Source organism: Oligoflexus sp., assembly GCF_035712445.1.
Classification (GTDB): Bacteria; Bdellovibrionota_B; Oligoflexia; order Oligoflexales; family Oligoflexaceae; genus Oligoflexus.
In genome coordinates, this window is the sequence record NZ_DASTAT010000017.1 from 62,045 (window position 1) to 86,413 (window position 24,369).

Here is a 24,369-nt window from a genome sequence, read left to right on the forward strand (position 1 = left end):
GAGTTGGAGGAGCGGAGCCTGGCAGCAGGACGATGCCAGGCCGTGAAGAACGTCAAGGCGAACGGGAAGCCTGGGCCAAAGCTTCGAGATTGCGGTAATCAATACGCGAGTAGCCGTTGGCCGCCGACTGGACGATCCAGACGAAATCCGGATGATCGTCGGTGATCCATTCGCCGCCTATAATGTTATAAGCGCCGTCAAGCTCGAGGACATAGGCCCAGTTTTTTCCAGTGTACACACGCTGAGGACCCAGGTACGTCGTCGGCGCGACGCCGGCAACCAAAGTCATTTTCGCTGTGACATTGACAAGATACTGCGTGCCAGGGGCAGCATGCTGATAGGAAGAATCCGATCTCAGCTCACGCAGCCTGCTGTACTGAATTTTATAGCTATGAATAGGGTAGTTCCACACCATTTCATCCCGTGCGATATCAATCACCAGCTTCTGATTGTTATCGCCCACATAACGATCCAAAGCCAGATGCAGGGTCGCCGGATTGATATCCCGGCATTCCGGTTCAATCACCCGCCCATTCGCATCCTTCGTCACCTGCGGCCGATTGCAGCGGCCACCGGCTGTCACATACTGCTTCGGGGCAAAGGTATAGTAATAGGCCATGAGCGCCTTGATATCTTCAGGATAGAAGTCGATGAGCTGGCCACTCGCGGACTGGCCGCGCACTATCTTGATGGGTTCATCCTCCATCGAAGCAGCCAGGGCCCAGCCATCGCAAATCCCAAACCACGTGGGAATGGTGTTGCCGAAATTCTTCGCGGTGGTCACCACCTTCTCCTGCTCGGCACGGGTTAAACCCATGGAAGCGTCATTCACCCAAAGGTCATACTTTTCTGCGGGTGAAAGCGTCAGCACCTGCTCAGGCCTGAGCTGCTGGTACTCGGCAAGGCTGGCAATCGGATAAAGATAGTCAGAATAGAATTCCGAATCATAACCGTTCTGCCATCTTTGGGCGATCCCGCCTTGATAGGTGGGCCAATAAAATCCGCTCCAGTATTTTTGGGGACTCGTAATCTGACCGGCGCTGCGCACTTCAGTATAGGGCTTGGTTCCCAGACCGATGCGCTGATACGCATTCTGCGCATCCGGCGCCTCCCGCAATTCACTTGTGGATTGGATGGGAGAGGTTTGACCACAGGACCAGAGACTCATGAGGAAGACGACTGAGGAAAAGGCGTGAAGAGATTTCATGTTCGGGCTCCTTCTCACACGAAACGTGTGATCATCCTCGAACGAACTTGCCTTTTTGTAAATCAAAAACTCAGGTGTTCTGAAGAATCCTGGAGAGGAAGAGCGGCATGCGGAATCCTTCGCAGGAGCGGCATGCGCGTTTCCATGCAGATGCGGAATATCAGCGGCGACGCGCGACAGTCTGAGTCATGCGAACTTGAAACGGTCGAGCTCCGTGCACTTCTTTAGTTTGTGTTTCCTCTTCCTCTTCAAGAGCGGAAGGTTTTTTCTGCTCATGACTGGCCTTCAAGCGATCGGCGAAACTTTGTACCGCCTGATCGTTGGAATCATTCACATCATTCTGAGCCACGAGGGTCAGGGTAACAAGCAGTGACATCAACATAGTATCCATCCTCCACTTCCGTTGTTCGCCTTCGATAGGTCTTTTATTTCAAGTATAGTGCCAGCCATAAGGCCCCATAATGACTGTAAACCGCAGTATCAGTTTTTCAGACAGAGACTAACTTTCAAAACACATCATTCATTGGGATGATGACGCTTTAATTAAGTGATTTCAATTGGTTATGGGATTAAAAAAATTCGGCGCCGTGGATGTGTCGGAACTTTTGATTCCCGGGCGTCTGCAATTCCCTGGGAAGTCCGAAGCTTAGGAAGCCTTCCGGCAATTGACCAGAAGAAGCGAGCGATCATCTTCCAGGCGGAAGTCCTTGCCGACTTCATCCAATACGTCCTGTAAGCCTTCGATCACGATCGGCATCTCGGGCATCTTGTCCACGCGCTGGATCAGACGCTTGAAAGCCCGGGAGCCTTCCATGTAACCGTCGGTGAAGGTGAAGAGCGTGGCATTCGGAGCCGGGCGCAGCTCTTCGCGCGCGATCAGGTTTTCCTCGGTCACGCCGAGTGCCGACGATCGCAGCGGAATATAACGGGCCTGCCCATTCTCCCGTAGAAACCAGCCTGGTGATCCGGCGTTATAGAGTTCCACATGTCCATCCCGATGCAAGGCTATGGCTGTGACGGAGCTGCTGATCTGCTTATCGAAAAGTTCCAGAAGTCGACGGTTCACCCGCTGAAGACTGTCCTGAATGGACATGCCGAGACCCTCGCATTCCCCAAGGATCCCCACGATCACAGCAACGGGGATGGCCGCGGAGGGACCTTTGCCGACCACATCACCCAGGAACAGGCGGCGTTCATCATCAGCGGCTTCCCAAAGATAAATCCAGTCCCCGCTCATTTCCTGCGCGGGCATATAGCTCATGGCGACGGTGAAGGTTCCAAAGCTCTGTTCCTTTTGCGGAGGCAGAAGGATTTCCTGCACCGCACGGCCGAGGTTCAGGCGTTCTGCAAACTGCACCTTGGCCTTTTCCTCTTCCAGGCGGCGGGCGCGTTCCTGCAGATACTGGTTTTCGACTTCCATCACGCGCCACTCGCTGCCGAGCCTATTGTAGATGTACTGGATGATCCCGCCCCCGAGCATTCCAATAAGGGGCAGAACCCAGGGCAGCAGTATGCTGTGATAGCTGAAGAGGTAGTTCACGAGCGTGAACCAGATGGCCGTCATCATGAAGAGAAAGGCCCAGTACTGCATGGGGCCTGTGTAACGGGCAATGGCCGTGCCCAGGATCGTTCCTAAAAAGATGAGCCAGGGTAAAGAACCCATGGGCGTGAGCCAGCGGTTTTCCAAAACCGAGTCCACCAGAGTCGAAACCAGAATCCCGTTCGGCAGATCACCAAAGGGCGCGCCTTCGATGAAGTTGGTGGCGCCGGTGAAGAAATCGAAGAGGATGAGGACGACGTCGCCTTCCTGGATCCACGATTCCGTGCGGCCTTCCCGCGCGCGTTTCAACGCATGCTGCAGACTCCGCATATGCTTGACACCATAGAAAAACGAAAGAGGCCGGTGGTTGACGAAAACGCTGCCGTTATCGCGCAAAGGCACCGGCTTGCCGTTGATTTCAAGGCTGCGTCCGACTTCGATGCTATCGGCCGCATAGAGCGCGAGGTGCGGCAGGAGATAATGCGTCTTATAAAGAACGAAGGGCAGGACGCTGCTGCCATTCGTGTTGATCCTGAGATGACCGACGCCCGTGAAGGCGCCCTCAAAGGCTTTCTCATAGGCATAAATAAAGCCCGACGTGTCCTTCATATCCTTGCCGTCGCGCAGATGCCGCAGGACGTCGTCCCATTCGGCGCCGGATTTGAGCCAGCGTGAGGGGCCGTACTTTTCCTCTTCAAGGTCCAGGGGCGAGCGGAGCTTGATCTCCGCCTGGTTGATCCAGGAGCCGGTATAGATCGGGGCTTCCTTGATCTGACGCAAACGCTCCAGGTCCTCGTCGTTGGTTTTTTCAGGCACCAGCGAGAAGACCTTATCAAGAATGATGGCCCTTGGTTTTTTCTGGGCAATGTTCCCGAGAAGGAGAGAAAGGTCATGCACGCTCAGCTCGGGTTTTTTCAGAAAGTCGATCGTGCCATCATCCAAAGCCAAAATCTTGAGACGCGGTGAAAGCTCAGGCGTCTTTCCCAGCATATGGCGCACACGGAAGAGAACAGGATCGGCGGCATAGGTTTGGATCGAATCATGGACCGCGCTCGGGCCGATGAGCTGCAGGATCAAAACCCAAAAAAGCCACGCGAGCACGAAGAGCCGCTGGGAGTTCTGGCCGTGCTGAGAGTTGCTGGTGCTTTTGGTCGGTTCCTGCAAACCGGGCCTCCAAAGTTCTGCCCTACGCATCGGCAAACCCGCGCCAGTCTTGATAATTGAGAATGGGAAATCGACAGACTGCCTTCGCCCCAGGCGATGAAATTTTCGGACGGAGTTGACGAAGCGTCCTGGATCTGTCTACCATGCTTTTGTATGGTAAGGGGTCTTCTGTGCAAAAGAATGAGAAAAAACCAATCGTTACAGTGCCTGCAAGTCAACTCTCCCAAGGGAAAGCGCGGGCGTTTCATCCGCCGCTTCCGAGTCGCGTGCCCCTCTTCGACAGCTTTTTAGGCGGTGGTCTGGGCTGGGGTGAGCTCAGTGAATGGGGACTTCCCTGGGGCAGTGGACTGCGTGATCTTATTCTGCCTTTTTTGGTCAGCGCTCAACAGGAGCAGCCTCCCGCCTGGATTCTATGGGTTTACGGACAAAAGGATATCTGTGTCAATCCTCTGGCCTGGCATGCCCGCGGGATCAGGCTCGAACAGCTGCGTTTCGCACTCAGCACCAAACCCCTTATCGAATTAAAACCACTCTTTCTTTCCGGTTTTTTTCGGGTCATCGTCCTGGACGGCATACCCCGCCTGATGGACGAGGACTATGCGTTCCTCGCAAGACAGGCGCGCCGTCTGCAGCAGCACATTCTCGTTCTGCATCCTTACACTTTGACAACAAGTCGCGGGAACGTATGGGCCAGGCTGCGCATCAACTGCTCGCGGGACTTTGCACAGCAGCATGTCGTCCTCACACTGCTCAAGGGACATCAACAGCGGCAGCTTCTGCTGCCCTTTCACAGTTTCATTTAAAAGGAGACAGCCATGCATAAGCCCAAGCTTCTGGCCTTTCCCGATTTCACACGGAATTTGCAAAGCTCGCAGCAGGATCGTTTTCTGGCCCTGGAATGGACGGCAGACCCGGCCGAGGCCAGGCAGCTGGCGCAGAGCTTAAGCCCGGAGGTGATGCACTGGGCGGAAGATGTATGGCTGATTGATCTGGCCAGCTGCCAGGCCTACTGGCAGTCGCAGGCGCAGACACGGCAGTTAAGTTTTCATCAACTGCTCCTGGAGCAGCTCGATCAGCTGTGTGGGGCGCAGCATTACAGGGCCGTGCTCAGCGATCATCCGTGGCAGGCGCTTTTGCTTTTACCCTGTCTTGCTCAGCAGAATTATTTTGGTCTCATGAATCGGCACAGCTCCATGGGCGAAAATCTTCTGCAAAGGCTCAGCTGGGATGATTGGTGGCAGGCCTGCGCCCGTTATGCCGAACACAGTCCGGGGGAAGGCGCGCGCCTGGAGCTTCAAAAACGTAAAAGGCCGATGCAGCTTGCCATGCGGCGCCTCGGCTGCAGCACGCCCCATCATCTGAAGAAGATGCCGCCCGAACAGATTCGGCGACGCTTCGGTGCCTTTCTGGGCGATCTTTGGGCTTTGACCTGGCAGCCACCCGCGCCTCTCCCCAATGAAGGGCCGGCTCCTTTTCTGTTTCCCTGGCGACGTGAACTTCATGAGAACGCAGCCTCTGTCAGGCGCACCCTCGATGCGCCGGCGCGTGATTGGGATGTGATCGAAACTTATTTGCGTGAGGATCTGAATCGCTTTCGGCTCTTAAGTTCTTTTAAGAATGGTGAGCGTATTCTGGCATTGGAGTGGAAGATTGTCCTCTACAACCTGCAAGAACTGCCCGTATCCATCCTTTTTCGCCATCCCCATAGCCTTCAGCATGATTACCCCCAGCAGAGGACAGCCCTGCTCCAAATCTCCTTTGCTCTGCAAAAAGCTTTGCAGGAGCAAAGGTTGAATCAACCTGATGACCTCTCTTTTTGGATCGTGTCCTGGGACCTGCGCATCACCCAAAAACTGCAGCCGCCTCCCCGTCAGCTCACTCTTTTCAATGAGGGTACGAGCAGCGCGTGGGAGGAACTCCTGAATCTGGAAAATCAATTGCCCGCTCCGCTCGAATCCTATGCTCTGCGTGATGATTGGGTACCCGAGGATTCCTTTGTGCAGAGCGGTCAGGACAGGATAGCGCCGCCCATGCTCGACAACAGCGGCAGTTTAAGAAGCCTTGGCCGCAGCCGGCCTCTTTATATGCAAAAGAAAGCCTATCCTCTTTCCCGCCCGGGTCAGAGCCTGCTTTGGAAATTCCGTGAACGCACGATGGAGAAATGGTGGACGCGCCCGGGCCAGACCGCAGTGCGCGATTACTATGAAGTTCTCTGCGATCAGCAGCTGCTCTGGGTCGCCCGGGAAGCGGCGGGACAGTTCGTGGTCCTTGGCGTCTATGGCTGACGCCCCGCTTCCCTGGTGGGAATGGACCTGCCATACCAATTTCAGTTTTCTGACCGGCGCCTCCCATCCCGAGGACTGCGTGCAGCGAGCCTATGATCTTGGTTATCGGGGTCTCGGCATCACTGACTATGATGGCGTTTATGGAATCGTGCGGGGCTATCGCCGGCAGCAGCAGCTTCCGGAAGGCAAACAGCTCCCGCTTTTCCATGGCTGCGAAATGCATCTGGCCGAAGACCACACAAGGCCGGTTGTGTATCGTGATACGGTGACGCTTCTGGCCCTGAATCGGTCGGGCTATCGGCAGATGAATGAGCTGATCAGCTTCGCGCATCGGGAGAGCAAGGACAGGGCGGTCCTGCCCTTGGATCATCTTTTGAATCGGGCCAGCCCGGATCTGATCTGTCTGCAGCCCATGCGGGGTTTGATTCGGCGGGACAATCGAGCGGTGGTCGAGACGCGTTATGAACGTCTGCGCGAGGCCTTTGGCCCCAACTTTTTTCTGCTGATCAGTCGGCATCTGAATCCCGCCGAGGATCATTGGATTCCTTTGACCCTTGAACTCGGCCGGCGTCTTGATATTCCCTATCTTTGCAGTCAGGATCCCTTCTTTCACGACGAAAAATCCAAAGAGGTCTGCGATATCCTCCAGGCCATCCGCCTCAATCAAACCGTGGATGATGTCATCCCGCATCTTTTCGTCAATCGCGAGCGCTGCCTGCAGCCGACGGCTCTGCTTTATCAGCGTTATCAGGGTCTGCCCGGTTTTCAGGAGGCCCAGAAGCGTGCGGCGGCCTTGGCGGAACGCTTTCATTTTAATCTTTGGGAGCTTTGCTATCAGTACCCGCAGGAGATGCTGCCGCCCGGACACACGGCCCAGAGCTATCTGGAGGATGTGACCTGGGACGCGGCGCGGCAGCGTTATCCGCAGGGTATTCCGGCGACTGTCGCCAGTACGATCGAAAAGGAACTGAATCTGAGCGCGCATCTCAATATCGCTGATTATTTCCTCACCGTCTGGCAGATCGTGAGCTGGGCGCGTTCGCAGAATATCCTCTGCCAGGGCCGAGGCTCGGCCGCGAATTCCGCGATCTGCTATGTCCTTAACATCACCTCGGTGAATCCCGAGCGCTTTGATCTTCTCTTCGAACGCTTTCTCTGCGCCGAGCGCGGGGAACCGCCGGACATCGATGTGGACTTTGAACATGAAAGGCGTGAGGAGGTGATCCAGCATATTTATGAACGCTACGGGCGTCACCGCGCAGCCATGGTTGCCAATGTCATTGCCTTTCGCAGCCGCAGTTCCCTCCGCACGGTCGGCAAGGCCCTCGGGATTCCCATGGCCATCATTGATGATGTGAATATCCTGCAGGAAAGGCGGCTCCAGCGTTTTGATAAAGGCCCCACCCTGGACGAGAATCCACCCTCGGGCTGGGGGGATCCGAATATAGAGGCGCAGATTCCCGTGGACCTTTGGTTTGATCTGGCTGGACGCATCAAGGGCTTTCCGCAGCATATGGGCATTCACTCCGGAGGCTTCATTCTGAATCATGAGGACATGACCGGCATTTCTCCGATTGAACCGGCGACCATGGAAGGCCGGACCGTCGTGCAGTGGTCGAAGGAGGATATCGAGGCGCTCAATATCTTTAAGATCGACGTGCTGGCGCTCGGCATGCTGACGGTGATTCGCAAGGCCTTTCATCTGATCAAGGAAACGCAGGGAAAAAGTTATACGATGTATGAAATACCGGCCGATGATCCCGCGACCTATCGCATGATTCAAAAGGCGGAAACAGTCGGCACCTTCCAGATCGAATCGCGGGCCCAGATGTCGATGCTTCCCCGTTTGAAGCCGCAGAATTTCTATGAAATCGCCGTACAGATCGGCATCATCCGTCCAGGCCCCATCGTCGGCGGTTTGATCAACTCCTATCTGAAGCGCAAGCAGGGAACCGAGCCCATCACCTATCCCGATCCGCGGCTCATTCCCATTCTGAAACGGACGCTCGGCATTCCCATTTTTCAGGAGCAGGTGATGCGCATCGCCATGCTGGTCGGCAATCTTTCCGCCTCGGAAGCCGATCAGCTGCGCAAGCACATCAGCAGCTGGACGCCGACTCAGGGTTTTGGTCCCCTGGTGCAAAAGCTGGAGGCGGGATTTCGGCAAAGCGGGCTGCAGGAAAAATTCATAGATCAGCTCCTCGGTCATCTGCATGGCTTCACCAACTATGGCTTTCCCGAATCGCATTCGATTTCCTTTGCCATGATCGCCTATGCGTCGAGCTATTTGAAATGCCATTATCCAGCCGCTTTTTATGTTTCCCTTTTGAATTCGCAGCCCGTTGGTTTTTATTCCATTCATGCCCTCGTCCAAACAGCAAGACGCGAGGGCCTTGGCCTGCGTCCCATTGATATCAATCGTTCGGATTGGGAGAGCACTCTGGAAGAAACGGCCCCCGGCGTCTGGGCCATTCGCCTCGGCTTTCATCTGGTCAACGGTATCAAGGAAGCCGGTGCACGAAGGCTGATGGAAAAGCGGCAGGCCAAGGGTCCCTGGACGCACCTCGGACCTTTCTTACAGGAGAATGTCGCGCATCGCACGGATCTGACCGCGCTGGCCGCGGCCGGGGCTCTGCAGGGTTTTGGCATCGAACGCGCGGCTGCCATCTGGCTGGCCGAAGCCGTGCCCTTCGCCCCCATTTTGGATCATGAGCTGCCTTATGCCTTTGAAGCCGAGGATGAGCAGCTGCGCCTGGAACGGGATTTTATCGGCTTTTCGACCACATTGGGTCAGCATCCGGCTCAGGTTCTGCGGGAACGTTACTGGGCTTATGAGGTGCCGGTGAAGAAAATGGAAACCGCCCAGCAGCTTTTGGAGCGGCGTGATGGAGCCACGGTTCATGCCTTTGGGCTGGTGCTCGTGCGCCAGGCGCCGATGACGGCCAAGGGTATGGAATTTTTTACGATGGAGGATGAAAGCGGCTTTATCAATCTCGTCTTCACGCCGCAGACGCTGAAACTTTATAAAAACATAGCGCATGCGCACGCATTTTTATGCGTCAAAGGCCGCCTGCAAAGACAGGGGGATGGGCACTCCATCCTCGTGCAGCAGGTCTTCCCGCGCCAGTTGAAGGATCCGAAGATTATTTCCCTGGTGGAGCGCACGGCCGAGGCCCAGGCGCCCCTTCCCGAGGAGACCTTCACAAGGCTGCCGCCGGCGCGGAATTTTCATTGAGGGGCTCAGAGCTTGCCTTTTTGAATCAGAATACGCTGCTCTTCCATGATTTTAGCCAAAGGAATACGGCCACCGGCATCGAGCTGCACGGCGATCTCGCGATCAAAGACTCGCAAAACCTGACCTTTGACAAAAACTGAACCGCGTTTATTCGGGAAGAAGATCGTGCCTTCCAGATAGTCTTTTTCCATGAAGAGCGCACCCTTCTTGAAGGCAAAGCGGAAGCCGCCCTCGGAAATATCGACCACAGGAAACTTGCCTTGATCGCACTGAAACACGGGCTGATCCGGTGCCCGGTAAAAAATTCGATAGTGTTCCCTTTGATTCTGGCCGCCTTCTGTCATGCGTCCAACCTCCCTGACTTCACATTCTAACAGAAAATTACGGGTCCTGCTTCTTCCGCGACGGCTTTATGCGGTTTTGTTTATCCTGAATGCGTGTTTTGGCATCAGGAGTAAACGGAATCTTGATCATGACCTGATCCACCTGATCCATGCGCAAAGCCGGCTGAAAGACGAGATAGTAGTAACCCTTCTCGCCCATGAGAGCCCGGAAAATACCGGATTCGGATGTCGCCGGAAAATCGAAATCATCAATCAGCATCGGCGCCGGAGCCCCTGATTGCCAGCGAATGAAAACCCGCTTGCCTTTGGGCTCCATGGACCGTGACGAGAACACGGCGCGCGGATAACCCGGTCCAGCCAAAAGCCCAATGCGGGATTTGTTCAGATGAAAGCGCCCTATATAAACCCGTCTTCCCGACAAAAGCTGACGGCAACCCGTAAGATCAGGTCCCGCGATCTCGACCAGAAGTTTGGCGGCCATCTTCAGATTCAAATCCATATGCGGCTCGAGTTTCACAGGAACGCTGGCGGGAAGGGCCTCATTCAATTTGATCCATTGCCCGGCAAGGATGTAACGATCCACCTGGACAGGCCCGGTTTTCAGGACGAACTTGCAGGTGCCCAGAAGAACGGAGATGGTCGCTGCCGCCGGGCTCTTCGCCTGCTCGGGCGTGGCCTCGAATCGATCAATGCTTTTGCCGACGGCAAAGGGCAGCGGGAAGGAACTTTCAAAACCAAGGGCCGCATCACTGCGCTGCAGATCACTGAAGTAACCTTTGTCATCGACCTTGTCGCTATCATCTTCCTGATTCAAGGCAAAGTTATCCTCATCGGTCGAGGACCGCTGAGTGGTTCCACTGCATGACAGCAGGAGGACCATGACCATCCATGTCAAAGCCAGGCGGATCATTCCTGCTCCGGGCGTTTTTCAAGGTGTTTCTGCCCATCAACGCTTCGGCTGGACTTCACAAAAACTTACTAAAAAGGGAGAAAGGACCAGCCAGGGATTTGGGTCATCTTACAAAAAGAACACAGCTGAGCTGCCGGGACCACGCCCCCATCCATCATATATTCCAATCATTTCAATAATTTGAAAGCGGCACAGCCACTGCAGTTCAAAACTCCAAGGGAGCATCCGTCCGTCCCAAGAAAGCGAGGATTATCATGAAAATCTGGCCCCTGATCCTGATACTGAGCGCGGTGAGCCCGTCCGCATGGGCCCACAATTCCCCCTACCGGCCTGACCTTGAAGACAGAATTCGTAATCTTGAAGTCACAGTCAGGGACCTGCAAAATGAACTCGATCGGCTGCGCAGCCTCAGACCCACTTTCAGCTGTCTTCTCAATACCCCTTTTGGGACCTTCCACGGCAAGGGGGAAACCATGCTGGAGGCCAAGGCCCGCACGCTGAATGCCTGTGAGAAGGGCAGCAAAGCCTTCTGCAGCGAAGAAAAAGTGTTGTGTGAAAAAGCTGATATTTAGGTAAAAAAACCCAAAAAAGCAGCAGCCAGCACTGGGCTCTACCGATAGAACCTTCAAGCAGGAATCGGAGAGACAAACGTGCTACCAGGCGTCACTCAAAAAGAAAATGATATTATCCCAAGCATCATGCGTCAGCTTTGGGTTTTTCTAGCCTATGTGGCCGCGGCGCGCCTCGCCATCCTCCTGGCTCTGCCGCCCGGGTATGCATCCCCGATCTGGCCCGCAGCCGGCCTTGCCATGGCGGCTGTGATCGTCTGGGGCCCGTCGCTTACCATCGCTGTCTTCCTGGGATCCATTGCCACCAATTTACGGCCTGATGAACTTCTGCAAAACCCCACCGATCAGATCATCATGCAGCTCTGCCTGGCACTGGGAACCAGCATCCAGGCTTATCTGGGATCTTTGGCCTTTCATGCCCTGGATCGGCGGCTGCCCAATACCACGGCCCCGCGGCGCCTGAGCCTTGAGGTCTTCCTTCTGGGGCCGGTCGCGTGCATCACGGCCGCCACAATTGGCGTTGCGGCTCTGACCGTCTTTCATGTGATCGACATGCGGATGTTTCTGAGCAACTGGACCTCATGGTGGCTCGGGGATTCCTTTGGAGCCGGCGTCTTCAGCCCGCTTCTGGTTCGCCTGTATCGCATACTTCCCTTAAGACCTTTGCGCAGAAAGGTCATGCCTTACCTCATAATTCCCGCCGCTCTCAGCCTTATTCTCGTGACCACGCTGGTCATTCATCTGAATAATAACGATCGCCGCAATCAGAAGGCCCTGGAACATTCCGTCGATGATTTTCATCAGCACATGCAGGCGAATATTCACCGCCTGCAAAAGGATTTAAACAACCTCGTCGCCACCTCACGCAACCTGGAACCCCTGCAGGTGATGGAACGTTACCAGACCACCCAGGGCAATGGTCCCCAGCTGCTATGGGTGCCACGCGTTCCCGAGGATCGCCGCGCCGAATTCGAAGCCACCTTGGGCAATGCCCATCAAAATTTCACCATACTGGAAAAAACTTCGACCGGGCACCTGGCTCCTGCCGCGGCCCGTCCGGTGCACTGGCCGCTGGTGATAAGGTCGACTCATGAAGAAAACCTGCTGCCACCCGGCTTTGACTTTGGCTCCTTGCCTGAGGTCGATGCCCTTTTGCAAAAAGCCTGGAACACATCAGAGCCGCTCAGCAGCACTCTTCTGAATTTAGGCTCGAACAAAAAAGCTCTCTTCCTCGCTCAACGCAGCCAGGACGGGCTTTTTCTGGCTCTATTGAGCGTGGATCAGCTCCTTCAGCCCGTGCTCGGCGAGTTGAATCATCCCATCTTTCACATTCAAATTCATTCGCCGGATCAACCTCCCGCTGCGGCCTTCACGAGCTGGTTCGGTCTTGCTTCTCCCGAATCCCAGTCGGAGCGTGCCTATGGACACTATCAAAGAACTCTGGACCTGGGCACGCGGACCCTCATTCTGCAGGTCGGATTCCCCGCCGCGGCGTTTCATGGCGGCCGCATGGGTGACCCGATGTTTGTCACCCTCCTTTGCATGCTCCTCGCTTTCGCTTTGAATGTCCTGATCATTTCCCAGCAGTATGTGCCGAGCGTGGTCGATCCCGGGATGAAGATGCAGCAGGATGAACTCCGCATTCAATATGAAGCGCTACGTGAAGCCGACCGCGCCAAGTCCCAGCTGCTCGGCAACATCAGCCATCAGATTCGCAGTCCACTCCAGGGTGTGCTCGGCCTTTTGGATATGCTGCGAGGCAGCAGTCTGGATCCCAAGCAAAGAAGCAGCATCGATACCATCATAGCCAACTGCCAATCCATGCGCCTCATGCTGGAGGATGTGCAGACCTATGCAAACATGGAAGCCGGGCAGTTGACCCTGGCGACCGACGATTTCCTCATGGACGATTGCCTGCGCGATCTCATCAGCGTCTATGAAATTGCAGCGGAAGAGCGGCACAATGAATTCAAGGTCAAAAACGAGCTACCCGCAAACCTTCGCGTTCAGGGCGATCGTCGTCGCCTTCATCGCGTCCTGAGCCATCTTTTAAGCGATGCCATCCGTCGCACGCAAAAAGGTCGACTGAGTCTTCATGCGATGCTCGAACCCAATCAGAGTCTTTGCTTCTCGATCGAAAGCCAGCGCAACTCACAGGATGACGTTCACGACAATGAGTGGGAATTCGGCAACGTCAAGACCTGGCAGCCGCTCGAAATCTTCAACTTGAAAATTTGCGAACGCATCGTACAGGCGATGGGCGGACGCCTGAACCTGGAACGTCCCGGACCTCTTGTGAGCCGGGTGACCCTGTCGCTGCCTCTGCCGCTCACGCTGCCGCAGGGCCTTGATCCCGCCGCCCTTGAAGCCCGGTTCCAGGATGTTCTGGTGGTGGATGATAACGTCATCAACCTGACCGTGGCCTCGGGTCTCCTCGTCAAACTCGGCTACTCTGTGGACACAGCTGCGAATGGTCATGAAGCCCTGGAGAAGGTGAAAAGGAAAACCTACGATGTCATCTTCATGGACTGCCAGATGCCGATCATGGATGGCTATAAGGCGACCGAGCACATCCGCGCTTTCTATAGTCCCGAGCGCGGCCCTCTGATTATTGCGCTCACGGCCAATGCGATGGAAGAGGCTCGCGACAAAGCCCTGGAGTCCGGCATGGATCACCTGATCGTCAAACCGATTTCGAGTGATATCCTGGTTCGCACCGTTGGTTATGCCCGGACCCGGCCCGCGGAAATTCCAGCTGCGAATCCGGCTGCACCCATCATGGACTTCAAGGCTTTCTCGATGGGGCTCGGGGATGACAGCGATCTGATTCAGACAGCCATCCACCGCTATTTTGAAGAGATTGATGGCATGATGCTGCGGCTTCGCAGCGAGGTCGAGCGCGCCGACGCTGCCTCGGTAGGCAGGACGGCCCATACTCTTAAGGGCATGACCTCGCTCTTTGCGGCGCACGCTCTGGTCGAAGCCAATCGCAACCTGGAACTGGCAGGCAAGGAAGGCCGCCTGGAAGAATTGAATGCACTTCTCAAAAGGGTTGAAAATCTCACTGAGCTTCTCAAAGTGGAACTGAAGAAGCTGATTGACGATCGCAGCCCGTCCAGAAAGGATGTGGCCTGATGACAGCTCAGCACAAGATTCTGGTCGTGGAAGATTCGCTCGTTCTTCGGGATATCGAGTCTTTGCAGCTGCGCAAGGCAGGCTTTCAGACCCTTGCCTGTGAAACAGGCGAGACCTGCCTGCAGATCCTGAATCAGGATAAAACGATTGATGCGGTTTTGCTGGATATCGAGCTGCCCGGTATTTCCGGATTGGAAGTCCTCACCAAAATCCGCCAGACATCCAGCATTCTGCAGCTGCCCGTGATCATGGCGACGGGCAAGACGGATACCGAAACCACAGTCCAGGCGCTGCGTCTGGGGGCCAATGATTATGTGACCAAGCCCGTGGATTTTGATATCGCCCAATCACGCCTGCGCACGCACCTTCAGCTGCGTGATCTGTCGACAATCCAGGAAAAGATGAAAAAAGCGGAGGCCGTTCGGGCTTTGATCACGACCTACAACCATGAAATCAACAATGCACTGATGATAGCAACGGGAACCATCTCGCGCGGCCTTGACGGCATGGATCGCATCCGCTTCGAAAAGCTGACTCAATCCCTGGACCGGATCGCTGACATTGTGAAACGTCTGCAGGAAGCATCCGGCAAGGATCTGGAAATGACGACCTATGTGGAAGGCACGAAAATGCTGAAGATATAAGGTTCAGCCGTCTGCATCCCGAATGCCATGCTGCCGGCTGTATTCCCCGAGCATAAGCCCTGTGGCCACCGAGACGTTCAAGCTCTCGACCGCGCCCGTCCCTGGAATAACGATCGCATCATCAAACAAGGCTTCAATTTCAGGCGAAGCGCCGTGCACTTCATGCCCCATGACAAGGCAGAGCTTGCGGGCCAAGGGCTGCGCGTAAAGAGACGTACGCGCATGGCTCGATGTCCCCACGATGCGATAGCCGAGCTGCCGCAAGGACGAGAGGAAGTTCAGGGCATCATTCAGGACAAAGGTCTCGACGAATTCCGCTCCCCCTTCGCTGACCCTTGCCGTGGCTGCGGAAAGTGGCGGCAGCTGCTGATGACCAGCCAGCGTCCTCCATCCGAAATGCGCCATCACCCGCATGATGGTGCCGATGTTGTGGGGATTCTGCACGCCATCCAAAAAGATAAAAGGCTGCGGGAAAAGCTCCAGTCTTTTGCGAAGAGCCAGCTCGCTTCCATGCACAGGCGCACGGGCGAGGATAGCCACGCCTTCATGATGAACGGAGCTCGTGATCTTTTCGAGGTCCGCGGGACTTACGATATGGTAAGCCTTCTTCTGCTGGGCACACCAGCGAAGCAGCTCGCCAAAGATTCCGAGTTGCTCCTGGGTGCAATAAACCCGAATGATATCATCCTTCCGCAGTCGCACCAGGGTTTCACAGATATGAAGGCCACAGTACAAAAGCTCAGGTCTTTTTTCTGTGACCTGGATGGGGCTTTTGCTGGCAATGATCGGCGTGGAACGCGGTTTGAAACCCATGATAATTCCTTTGCAAACAGAGGCCCCAATTTCTAGCCCAACTGCGTCCCAATGCCAAGACTTCCTGTCCAAGAAGAATGATTTCAGTGAGTTAAGACTTGGCTTCCGATTCCGATAGACCCCTTAGGACAAGTTTGCCAGGCACAAGACAGGTCAACCATGACTTTCCCGGGTTTCCACAAAACCTTTGAACGTCTGCCCATCGCAAGGCAGCTCCTGCTGCAATGGGTGGCATGGATCAGCGTCGCCTCGATCCTTCTGTCCGGCAGCGCGGCCTTGATGATGAAGAGACAATTGAATAACGAGCTCCTCACGCGGGCCACGGAAGAAGCCGGCAATCGGCTTGACCTTGTGGATATGCATCTGCGTAGTCTTGAAGAAGAGGTGCTGCGTCTGGCCCGGCATAGCTTTTCACAGCCGCATCGTCGCAAGGAACTGCAGAGGGCGCTCATGGCTGACCTCATGCTCCACCGTGAGACGCGTGGGCTCATGTTCCTGGATCATTCGGGCCAGGTCGTTCAAACGATCCGTCCTGAATCGCTGAACCCGCCTGAACGGAAAGATCCCGCCGCGGAGGATATTCACACTGTTCTGCACAAAGGGCAAATTCTGCGTCGACTCGAAGCCGCGCGCGGCGATTATATCCTGATCGTGCCCATCAAGAATGGAGAGACGATCATCGGCGCCGTCGCGGCGTTCTTTGATTTTACGGTCGTGCTCCAGCAATTCTTTCAAAGACGCACCACTCTCCTCTATGCCTTTGAACAAGGCGGACACAATTTCTTTCAAACCGGCGACTTCGTCGGTGGCCAAGCCCTGCCGTACCAGACGAGTATGATGCGGGAGCTGGATATCAGCTGCCGTTATGGGGCGAATGATCCTGAGTTCCTCCGTCCCTTGCATGATGCCTCGATCCTGCTCCTCATCATCAGCCTCGCGCTCGTCGTCATCACCATCGCGTTTTGCGTCGGACTTGCTCATCGCATCACAGAGCCTCTGCGGAAGATGACCGAAACACTCGGCGGAGCCGGTGATGGATCGGAGCAGGATGGGAACGAAGTGGATGAACTCAGAAAGGCCATCCAAAGGCATCAGGAAACAACGCAGGGCACGCTGCGTGAGCTGGAAAAATCACGCGATGAAGCTCTGAAGGCCACGCAAACCAAAAGCGAATTTCTGGCGAATATGAGCCATGAAGTCCGTGCCCCAATGAATGGCGTCCTTGGAATGGCCCAGCTTATGCGCTTCACAGACATGACGCCGGAGCAGCGCAAATACGTGGATGCCATCGTCGATGCCGGGGACAGCCTGATGGGCATCATCAACGACATCCTCGATTTTTCCAAGATTGAAGCCGGTCACTTTCAGATCGACTATCAGGATTTTGATCTGAGGCGCTGCCTTCAGAGCACGCTGCAGATCTTTGAAGTCAGAGCCAAGGAAAAAGGTTTGGATTTGATTCTGGATATGAAAGACGATCTGCCTCGCATGATGCGGGGTGATGATCTGCGTCTTCGGCAGATTCTGAATAACCTGATCTCGAATGCGATCAAGTTCACCTCGCAGGGCCGCGTGGTGGTTCATGTGCAGGCCCAGCCTCAGGCCGATGAGAAATTCAATCTGAGCATTCAGGTCCAGGATACCGGCATTGGCATCCATAAAGAGGACATGGGAAGACTCTTCAAATCCTTCAGCCAGGCGAATAGCTCCATTACCCGCAAATTCGGGGGAACCGGCCTCGGCCTCGCCATCTCGCAGGCGCTCTGTGAAATGATGGGCGGCAGCATCGGGGTGGACAGCAGCCCGGGGAAAGGCTCGACTTTCTATTTCAACCTGATCTTTGAAAAAGCCCAGAGCGAGGGCGGCGAGGTCAAGGAAAACGGGACGGAATACAGCCGCAACCTTCGCATTCTGGTGGCGGATGACAGTGATGTGAATCAGATGATCATCCGCACCATGTTCAAAAAATTGGGCATCCGCGTGGATATCGCAGCGGATGGATTGGAAGCCATCGAGATGGCAGCGGCCACCGCCTATGATTTGATTTACATGGACGTGCATATGCCGGCCAAGGACGGACCCGAGGCGACCCGCATCATCCTTTCTGAAAACAGATTTCAACCGCCGCCGCGGGTCATCGCCTTGACGGCGGACATGTTCAAGGACGATCATCGCCAATGCTTTGAAGCCGGGATGATCGATCTTTTGATGAAACCAGTTCAGCTCCATGACCTCAGGCTTTCACTTTTAAAACATGGGCACCGGGCCCGCGAGGATCGCAAGCCCTTGGGTCAGGCTTCGTAATTCCAAAGATATGCAGTAATCCCTTTCACTGCCATGATTCTAAACACTTGCAGATGGCGACGTTCGTCCCAGGGCCTGAGCCTAAATTTTTAAGTATCCATATTTATTGTATAATTCCCGGAATTCCGTATCCCCACTCGTCCTGGAACCTTGGTCTTTTTTTTGCTTTCAACATGACACCTGATTTTTGGAGGATCGGATCCGTGGCACAGCTTGGCCTTTTGTTATCTTTACTCTTTTTGCTGGGGGCATGCGCCGATGAAAAACCTGATGCGAGCAAAGCCCTGCAGAATATGGCGAATGCTCAGAAGGCTGTGACAGGGCAGGCTAAACTTGGATTCAACGAGCCTATTGACTCCAAAAAATTTGGGCTCGCTCCCAATAGGAACGTCGACGGCAAAACACTCGCCCAGATCATAACGAGTCAAACACCAGGACGCGATGATGCGATGCTCTGCAGCGCGTGCCATCACAGCAGCGATGCCCAGGGTGGTTATGGCGTTCCGTCCGCAAAGAACGCTGCGAATCTGAATCTGAAACCCACCGATGTCCTCACGGGCCGCACATGGGTCGGGACAGGCGGTTGGGCCGAGCGTTTTGTGAAGAACAGCACCAAGCCTGACAACCTGAAGATCCTGATTCAGGCCTGGATTGATAACGACTACAGGTGAATGTCCCGACAGAGTGCCTTCACGCGCATGCATGCAAATGCTGATATTATCCCCTGGGAACCTTATGCGCCAGCTTCAGGCGCACTCCTTTTTTCCCAAGGCCCTACAGAAGAAATTTGCGAGACAAGCGGTATAAAAATTGCAAAATTTATACCGCATCACCTTATCGTTGAGGAGATAGAGAAACCACAAAAACCTAGGAGTTATAATCATGGCTGGGAAAAATGAGCGCGGTTTTGCCGCCATGGATCCAGAGCAGCAGCGGGAAATTGCAAGACGCGGTGGACGTGCTGCCCATGAATCTGGCAACGCTCATGAGTTCACCTCAGAAGAAGCCGCTGAGGCGGGTCGCAAAGGTGGCGAAGCCGTCAGTAGAAACCGTGAACATATGGCTGAAATCGGACGCAAGGGCGGACTGGCTGCTCATCATCGCAATGCCGCTTTCCACCATGAATCCGCTGCCAAGCATCATCGCAAGGCTGCAGAGCATCATGACGCCGGTGACCTTGAAGAGGGTGATCGTCAAGGCGAAGAAGCCCACAACCACAGCGAAACAGCCCACGGGCATAGTCAAAAATCGCGGCGCAGCACGGCCCCATCCAAGCCTGATGCGCAGCGTGAAAGTTCACGCAAACAGCGCGAGGCTTCCGGAGAGAAAGCCGGCGCGACAGGGTCCAAGCAAGAGGCTGGTCAGGACCATGGACTCGAATCGGATCTGAGCGCCAGTGATGTGGAGCAGCAGCAGAGTCTGAGTCGTGGTGACAGCGATGAAGTGCGCACCACAGGTGAAGAAGCGGAGAACGATGACGTGGAAACAGCAAGCGGGAGAAGCAATCGTCAGAGCGGCCGGGATGATCTGCACGCATGATCTGAAAGGTGAGGATCTCATGAACTCATGCGCTTTCCGAAGAATCTTCTTCGTAAAATTTGGCATGAAGTAAAAAGTTGTTGCGGAAAGACTTCACCTTGAACTCGTTTCGATACGCTGAGGACGCGCTGGCCCCCCTTTTTTTCACGAAAAATCTTTCACATTCTTGGTATGGAACGTGAAAGGCTGAGGAAGGATCACTCGTATCTGATTTGAGGCTGGACAGCATAACTTTAACGCAAATTGAAGGATGTTTCTTATGCCGAGCAATCAAAAAGATCAAAAAAAAGGGCAACAAGGTTCGAGCCAGAGAGGCTTCGCAGGCATGAATGAAGAGCAACAGCGTGAAATCTCCGCCAAAGGCGGCCGGGCAGCTCATCAAAGCGGAAACGCTCATGAGTTTGATTCGGAAGAAGCACGCGAAGCAGGTCGTAAAGGAGGCCAGGCTTCCCATGCATCCTCGCGCGCTGGGCAGCAGAACAAAGCGAACACCGCAAATCGCAGTGAAGAGGAAGAAGACGAAGATGAAGGTTCGTCTTCGCCACGCGGGGGACGTAATCGCTGAATCCCCACATCCTCATATTGAAAAGGCTCAAGGAACCGCGGTCATCCGCGGTTCTCTTGTTTCGGCGCGACGTGAAACATGCACGGCATGAATGCAAGGAAACGTGCCATGACAGAATCCAGGTCCTCCGCATCAGGACGCCAAACAAGTATGGCTCTCATGAATGCCCGGGAGGAAATTGAAAAGAAGTGGGCCGCCGCCGTGAAACAGCAGATCAGTTCTGCGACCCGCCTTGACGACCCCATACTCTTCAACTACTTTCCCCGCCTCCTGGAACGGATCGCCGAAACTCTGGATCCGGATTCCCAACGCGAGGATCCTCTGAAAGGCAACACGGCAGCCCAGGAGCACGGCGGAGAACGGGCGCGACTGACCAATTTCAATATTTCCCAGATCGCCACGGAATTCTATCTGCTGAAAGAGACCATTCATTCCGTTTTGGAATCCAAAGTCTCTGTGACGCAAAAGGAATGGCTCATCGTAGATCGCTCGATTGATCTGTCGCTGCGGGAATCCATCACCTCATTTGCATTGGCCGAGACTTATATTCGTGAGCAGTTCATCGCCATGCTGGCTCATGATATTCGTGGACCTGTGGCCTTTATCCGAATGGCGACGAGTCTTCTGATGGAAGGGGTCGAGCCGAACGTGGCGAGCGACCTTTATCAAAGGATGGCCGATGCCGCGGAGAATGCTGCGACCCTGATCGACAATATACTGGATGCCAGCGTAATCAAGGCCTCGCGTCGCATCAAGCTCGGCATTCAGCACTGCCGCATTCACGAGATCATTCATAAGACGATCCGCAACTATCAGCAGGACATCAGGCTGGAAGGCCCCGATCTCGAAGGCTATTGGTGTCCGCATGGACTGAAGCGGATCCTTCATAACCTTCTTGATAATGCGATCAAGTATGGCGACAGCACCCAGCCCATTCTGATTAAGACCGAGCAAGAACATGGAGCCCTGGCCCTTTCCATTCATAATAGAGGTCAGCCCATTCCCATTGAAGAGCAGGAAAACATTTTTCAGCCCTTTCATCGGTCGCAGCAAGCCGAGGAGCAGAACGTCAAAGGCTGGGGCTTCGGTTTGCCGATTGTCCGTGGGATAGTCGAAGCTCATGGTGGCACGATCGAGGTGGACAGCACCGAAGCGTTGGGGACGACGATATCTTTTACCTTGCCTTTGGATGCCCGGCCCTTTCAAAATGCCCTGACCCTGGAATGAAGGGGCCTTTTCTCAAATCCTGAAGGAGGAAGATGATGAAGATCAACCCGGAACTCGACCTCGTGCTGGAGCGTTTCACCGATGTGAAGCCTGAAATCGTCTGGAAAGCCTGGACCCGTCCGGAGCATCTGAAGCGCTGGTTTGTACCGGCACCGTGGTCCATTGCCGAGGTTGAAGTCGACCTGCGTCCCGGGGGAATTTTTCGGACGGTCATGCAATCACCGGATGGTCAGCAGTTTCCGAATCTCGGTTGCTTCCTGGAAATCGTGGAAAACAAGAAGCTGGTCTGGACGGATCTCCTCTTGCCTGGCTTTCGCCCGGCTCAGGCCGTTCAGTCAGGAGCAGACCTGCCGTTCACGGCCATAGTTCTGCTCGAACCGCACGGCAAGGGCACACGCTACCAGGCCATCTGCATGCATCAGGATGCGGCTGGCCGCAAGCGTCATGAGGAAATGGGCTTTCATGAAGGCTGGGGCAAATGCTTCGATCAGCTGGTGGCGCTCGCACCGGAGATCGGATAAACCATGCGGGATCACATTTCGCTTCAATGCCGCTGCGGAACTGTTCAGGGAAAATTGAGCGGCCTTTCCCAGGCCAAAGGCCGACGGATCGTTTGCCTTTGCGTTGATTGCCAGGCTTTTGCGCATTATCTTGGACGCGCGGACGATGTTCTGACGCCGGATGGTGGGACTGATATCTATCCCGCCTATCCCACGCAGATCAGCTTCCTCCGGGGTACTGAGCACCTAAAATGCCTGCGCCTTTCGCCCAAGGGACTTTATCGCTGGTATGCCGACTGCTGCAAGACGCCTGTCGCGAATTGCCCGAGAAGCTCCAAGGTGCCTTATGTCGGCGTCATTCACAGTATTATCCATCCTGCAGCGGAAGGCGCGACTCTGGATGCCGCACTTGGTCCCCCGCAGGCGCGTATCATGGGAAAATACGGCATTCGTCCGCTTCAGCCGGGCACCTATAATACGGCATATCCTGGCGTCATCGTCATGGCCTTGCGTCTGATGGCATTAGGGTGGATCAAGAGACAGCAGCATCCTTCGCCTTTTTATGATTCCACGGGTAACTCACGGGTGACTCCCTATATTCTGGCGCTTGATGAACGGAACGAATTGCGAAAGGTCTGTGGTCCTCGTTAACAGAGAGCCCCTTGCTGCAAGTAGGCTTAATTTTTGCATAGTTCATGGAAAGAGTCTGGTGAAACGCCAGCATGAGATAAAGCCAAAATAGCCTATGGTGAGGGGGCCCTGTGAGTACGACGACATTCGGCAAAGTCATAGAAGCAAGCCAGGCGTTTTATTTGAACCGACTGCTGCTGGAACTTTTTCCAGTCGATCCCGAGGTGCAACGCCCTGGCAAAGTCATCTGGCTTTCATCTGTGAAGCTGTTTCGCAACCGACGCTACCGGCATGCATGAAGGGATCAGGGATCATGCCCCCGGCATGCGCGATCACATCAGGGATCCATACCGAAGACTTTCTTGTACGTCCCATCCTGTTTCAACTCTCTCAATGCGGCAGCAATCCCGGGGGCGAGATCCGCATTCTTTTTAGCCAGAAAAAGATACGCTGGCTCCATATACCAGGCCTTTTCGCCAACCCGAAAGAGACTCGGATTCCCTGCCAGACGCATGTGTTCGACCAGCTGAAATTGGGTGGTCATCACCGCGCCCACACGCTTGAGCCTCAGCATATCCATCGTACTGGATCCCGGCCCAACAAATTCGCAGTCCAGCTGCAGCTCCTTGCAGGCGCGTCGATGAAAAAAACTTTCCCGCGCGGCCAGGGTTTTGAACCGGCGAATCGCGGAAAGATCGGTCATGACCCGATCCTTGTGAAAGATAAAGAAGAGCCGCAGCGTGGAAGCCACCTCATCAACTCGCACGACCCCTGCGTTGCCCTCATAAACTTCCTGAAGACGCCCCACGTCACCATCCATCTCCCCCTTGCTGACCTGCTCCTGAATACGCGGATAGGGGGTCGACTTCAGCTCAATCACAAGGTCCTTCTCGGTTTTCAGAGCCAGCTGAGTCATGAAGCTCTGAAGCTTGGGCCAGAGGCCATGTTCCTGAGGGATGCCGAGCCCGACCACCAGATGGCGAGCGCAAAGCGGGCTGGGAAGAAGACAAAACACGAGAGCCAAAGCACTGGACCAATAGCGCATGGATGCCTTCTTAAGGTTGTGCACCTAGACAGTTGTGGCTGGTTAAAAATAAGGGCATGGTTCTAGCTTTACCTAATTTCATGCCATAATTCAAGTTTCCGTCAGATTTGACAGTGAAGGGGGATTTATGACTAAAAAAGAACTGGCGATTTCGTTTTTGAAGATGGTGGCAAGCCGTGACATCCGGCGGGCTTATGAACTCTACATCGCGCCCGAGTTCATTCATCATAATCAGTTCTTCAAGGGCGATCGGCAATCCTTGCTGCTGGCCATGGAAGAGGCTGCGCGGGTGAATCCGCACAAGGTCCTGACGGTGAAGCAGGCTTTCGAGGACGGGGACACCGTGATCACGCATTCCCATGTGAAGCAAAATCCTGAGGATCCAGGAGCAGCGGTCGTGCATATCTTTCGGTTCAAGAACGATCGCGTCGTTGAACTCTGGGATCTGGGGCAGCCCCTGATGAAAGATTCACCGAATGCGAATGGGATGTTTTGAAGGCATCAATCGTTCCAGGAACTCAAATCGCGTCCCATGAAAACCCTGCCGTCCACCGAGGGGCGGCATCTCGCTTCGATCGAGTGCCTTGAGCCTGGGACTCGTCGAAATCGCCTCATGATGAATTTAAATTCAAACATTCCGGCAAGTTATATCCAATCATAAATACCAGATAATATTCGTGGGCCGGACGGAACGAAGCGCCTAAGTGTGGAGC

The 24,369-nt window shown here is 54.8% G+C and carries 20 protein-coding genes and 2 pseudogenes; 15 read left to right on the forward strand and 7 right to left on the reverse strand.

Going from position 1 to position 24,369, the window contains the following annotated elements:
- Positions 1–52: 52 nt before the first annotated feature.
- The 3 genes from VFO10_RS02965 to VFO10_RS02975 all read right to left on the reverse strand — a co-directional run bounded on the left by VFO10_RS02965 (position 53) and on the right by VFO10_RS02975 (position 3,911).
- Complete coding sequence (locus tag VFO10_RS02965) at positions 53–1,207, reverse strand: hypothetical protein (protein ID WP_325137187.1); 1,155 nt, start codon at positions 1,205–1,207, stop codon at positions 53–55.
- 160 nt (positions 1,208–1,367) lie between these two features.
- On the reverse strand, positions 1,368–1,589 hold the full coding sequence (locus tag VFO10_RS02970) for a hypothetical protein (protein ID WP_325137188.1): 222 nt from the start codon (positions 1,587–1,589) through the stop codon (positions 1,368–1,370).
- A gap of 264 nt (positions 1,590–1,853) precedes the next feature.
- Positions 1,854–3,911 (reverse strand): SpoIIE family protein phosphatase, encoded by a 2,058-nt coding sequence (locus tag VFO10_RS02975; protein ID WP_325137189.1) that lies wholly within the window; start codon positions 3,909–3,911, stop codon positions 1,854–1,856.
- Positions 3,912–4,081: 170 nt separating this feature from the next.
- On the opposite strand from VFO10_RS02975, the gene VFO10_RS02980 reads away from it, so the two are divergent.
- Genes VFO10_RS02980 through VFO10_RS02990 form a run of 3 tightly spaced genes read left to right on the forward strand, consistent with a single transcriptional unit; the run spans position 4,082 to position 9,431 of the window.
- Positions 4,082–4,714, forward strand: a complete 633-nt coding sequence (locus VFO10_RS02980) for a hypothetical protein (protein WP_325137190.1) — start codon at positions 4,082–4,084, stop codon at positions 4,712–4,714.
- A 12-nt stretch (positions 4,715–4,726) separates the two neighbouring features.
- Positions 4,727–6,196 (forward strand): hypothetical protein, encoded by a 1,470-nt coding sequence (locus tag VFO10_RS02985; RefSeq protein WP_325137191.1) that lies wholly within the window; start codon positions 4,727–4,729, stop codon positions 6,194–6,196.
- Positions 6,189–9,431, forward strand: a complete 3,243-nt coding sequence (locus VFO10_RS02990; RefSeq protein WP_325137192.1) for an error-prone DNA polymerase — start codon at positions 6,189–6,191, stop codon at positions 9,429–9,431. The genes VFO10_RS02985 and VFO10_RS02990 overlap by 8 nt, the downstream gene beginning before the upstream one ends.
- A 5-nt stretch (positions 9,432–9,436) precedes the next feature.
- On the opposite strand, the gene VFO10_RS02995 is transcribed toward VFO10_RS02990, so the two are convergent.
- Positions 9,437–9,775: a PilZ domain-containing protein gene (locus VFO10_RS02995; protein ID WP_325137193.1), complete on the reverse strand. Its 339-nt coding sequence runs from the start codon at positions 9,773–9,775 to the stop codon at positions 9,437–9,439.
- A 37-nt stretch (positions 9,776–9,812) separates the two neighbouring features.
- Positions 9,813–10,685, reverse strand: a complete 873-nt coding sequence (locus VFO10_RS03000; RefSeq protein WP_325137194.1) for a hypothetical protein — start codon at positions 10,683–10,685, stop codon at positions 9,813–9,815.
- Between the two features lie 254 nt (positions 10,686–10,939).
- Between VFO10_RS03000 and VFO10_RS03005 the strand changes: the two genes are divergently transcribed.
- The 3 genes from VFO10_RS03005 (at position 10,940) to VFO10_RS03015 (ending at position 15,033) form a co-directional block, all read left to right on the forward strand.
- Positions 10,940–11,257, forward strand: coding sequence for a hypothetical protein (locus tag VFO10_RS03005; RefSeq protein ID WP_325137195.1), 318 nt, complete (start codon positions 10,940–10,942; stop codon positions 11,255–11,257).
- A gap of 78 nt (positions 11,258–11,335) precedes the next feature.
- Complete coding sequence (locus VFO10_RS03010; RefSeq protein WP_325137196.1) at positions 11,336–14,389, forward strand: response regulator; 3,054 nt, start codon at positions 11,336–11,338, stop codon at positions 14,387–14,389.
- On the forward strand, positions 14,389–15,033 hold the full coding sequence (locus tag VFO10_RS03015) for a response regulator (RefSeq protein ID WP_325137197.1): 645 nt from the start codon (positions 14,389–14,391) through the stop codon (positions 15,031–15,033). The genes VFO10_RS03010 and VFO10_RS03015 overlap by 1 nt, the downstream gene beginning before the upstream one ends.
- Positions 15,034–15,036: 3 nt before the next feature.
- On the opposite strand, the gene VFO10_RS03020 is transcribed toward VFO10_RS03015, so the two are convergent.
- A complete protein-coding gene (locus VFO10_RS03020; RefSeq protein WP_325137198.1) occupies positions 15,037–15,846 on the reverse strand; it encodes a TrmH family RNA methyltransferase in 810 nt (269 codons plus the stop codon).
- A gap of 159 nt (positions 15,847–16,005) precedes the next feature.
- On the opposite strand from VFO10_RS03020, the gene VFO10_RS03025 reads away from it, so the two are divergent.
- From VFO10_RS03025 to VFO10_RS03060, 8 genes and pseudogenes are all read left to right on the forward strand, one after another.
- Positions 16,006–18,150, forward strand: a complete 2,145-nt coding sequence (locus VFO10_RS03025) for a hybrid sensor histidine kinase/response regulator (protein WP_325137199.1) — start codon at positions 16,006–16,008, stop codon at positions 18,148–18,150.
- Between the two features lie 203 nt (positions 18,151–18,353).
- Positions 18,354–18,821 (forward strand): hypothetical protein, encoded by a 468-nt coding sequence (locus VFO10_RS03030; RefSeq protein ID WP_325137200.1) that lies wholly within the window; start codon positions 18,354–18,356, stop codon positions 18,819–18,821.
- A 211-nt stretch (positions 18,822–19,032) separates the two neighbouring features.
- A pseudogene (locus tag VFO10_RS31290) lies at positions 19,033–19,248 on the forward strand (KGG domain-containing protein); the annotation flags it as partial.
- A 700-nt stretch (positions 19,249–19,948) separates the two neighbouring features.
- Positions 19,949–20,140, forward strand: a pseudogene (locus tag VFO10_RS31295) (KGG domain-containing protein); the annotation flags it as partial.
- Between the two features lie 264 nt (positions 20,141–20,404).
- Positions 20,405–21,481, forward strand: coding sequence for a sensor histidine kinase (locus VFO10_RS03045; RefSeq protein WP_325137203.1), 1,077 nt, complete (start codon positions 20,405–20,407; stop codon positions 21,479–21,481).
- A gap of 35 nt (positions 21,482–21,516) precedes the next feature.
- On the forward strand, positions 21,517–22,002 hold the full coding sequence (locus VFO10_RS03050; RefSeq protein WP_349259345.1) for an SRPBCC family protein: 486 nt from the start codon (positions 21,517–21,519) through the stop codon (positions 22,000–22,002).
- 3 nt (positions 22,003–22,005) lie between these two features.
- Positions 22,006–22,632, forward strand: a complete 627-nt coding sequence (locus VFO10_RS03055) for a DUF6151 family protein (protein ID WP_325137205.1) — start codon at positions 22,006–22,008, stop codon at positions 22,630–22,632.
- A 110-nt stretch (positions 22,633–22,742) separates the two neighbouring features.
- Positions 22,743–22,910, forward strand: coding sequence for a hypothetical protein (locus VFO10_RS03060; protein ID WP_325137206.1), 168 nt, complete (start codon positions 22,743–22,745; stop codon positions 22,908–22,910).
- A gap of 38 nt (positions 22,911–22,948) precedes the next feature.
- Here the strand turns inward: VFO10_RS03060 and VFO10_RS03065 are convergent, their stop codons facing one another.
- Entirely contained in the window at positions 22,949–23,656 is a 708-nt protein-coding gene (locus VFO10_RS03065; RefSeq protein ID WP_325137207.1) for a hypothetical protein, read from the reverse strand.
- Positions 23,657–23,783: 127 nt separating this feature from the next.
- Here VFO10_RS03065 and VFO10_RS03070 point away from each other — a divergent pair, with 127 nt between their 5' ends.
- Entirely contained in the window at positions 23,784–24,152 is a 369-nt protein-coding gene (locus tag VFO10_RS03070; RefSeq protein ID WP_325137208.1) for a nuclear transport factor 2 family protein, read from the forward strand.
- The last annotated feature ends 217 nt before the right edge of the window (positions 24,153–24,369 follow it).

Coding starts and splice junctions, on each gene's coding strand:
- VFO10_RS02965 (WP_325137187.1), bottom strand. CDS start 1,207: ATGAAATCTCTTCACGCCTTTTCCTCAGTCGTCTTCCTCATGAGTCTC.
- VFO10_RS02985 (WP_325137191.1), top strand. CDS start 4,727: ATGCATAAGCCCAAGCTTCTGGCCTTTCCCGATTTCACACGGAATTTG.
- VFO10_RS03055 (WP_325137205.1), top strand. CDS start 22,006: ATGCGGGATCACATTTCGCTTCAATGCCGCTGCGGAACTGTTCAGGGA.
- VFO10_RS03005 (WP_325137195.1), top strand. CDS start 10,940: ATGAAAATCTGGCCCCTGATCCTGATACTGAGCGCGGTGAGCCCGTCC.
- VFO10_RS03045 (WP_325137203.1), top strand. CDS start 20,405: ATGGCTCTCATGAATGCCCGGGAGGAAATTGAAAAGAAGTGGGCCGCC.
- VFO10_RS03065 (WP_325137207.1), bottom strand. CDS start 23,656: ATGCGCTATTGGTCCAGTGCTTTGGCTCTCGTGTTTTGTCTTCTTCCC.
- VFO10_RS02995 (WP_325137193.1), bottom strand. CDS start 9,775: ATGACAGAAGGCGGCCAGAATCAAAGGGAACACTATCGAATTTTTTAC.
- VFO10_RS03050 (WP_349259345.1), top strand. CDS start 21,517: ATGAAGATCAACCCGGAACTCGACCTCGTGCTGGAGCGTTTCACCGAT.
- VFO10_RS03015 (WP_325137197.1), top strand. CDS start 14,389: ATGACAGCTCAGCACAAGATTCTGGTCGTGGAAGATTCGCTCGTTCTT.
- VFO10_RS03000 (WP_325137194.1), bottom strand. CDS start 10,685: ATGATCCGCCTGGCTTTGACATGGATGGTCATGGTCCTCCTGCTGTCA.
- VFO10_RS03070 (WP_325137208.1), top strand. CDS start 23,784: ATGACTAAAAAAGAACTGGCGATTTCGTTTTTGAAGATGGTGGCAAGC.
- VFO10_RS02970 (WP_325137188.1), bottom strand. CDS start 1,589: ATGTTGATGTCACTGCTTGTTACCCTGACCCTCGTGGCTCAGAATGAT.
- VFO10_RS02990 (WP_325137192.1), top strand. CDS start 6,189: ATGGCTGACGCCCCGCTTCCCTGGTGGGAATGGACCTGCCATACCAAT.
- VFO10_RS03020 (WP_325137198.1), bottom strand. CDS start 15,846: ATGGGTTTCAAACCGCGTTCCACGCCGATCATTGCCAGCAAAAGCCCC.
- VFO10_RS03025 (WP_325137199.1), top strand. CDS start 16,006: ATGACTTTCCCGGGTTTCCACAAAACCTTTGAACGTCTGCCCATCGCA.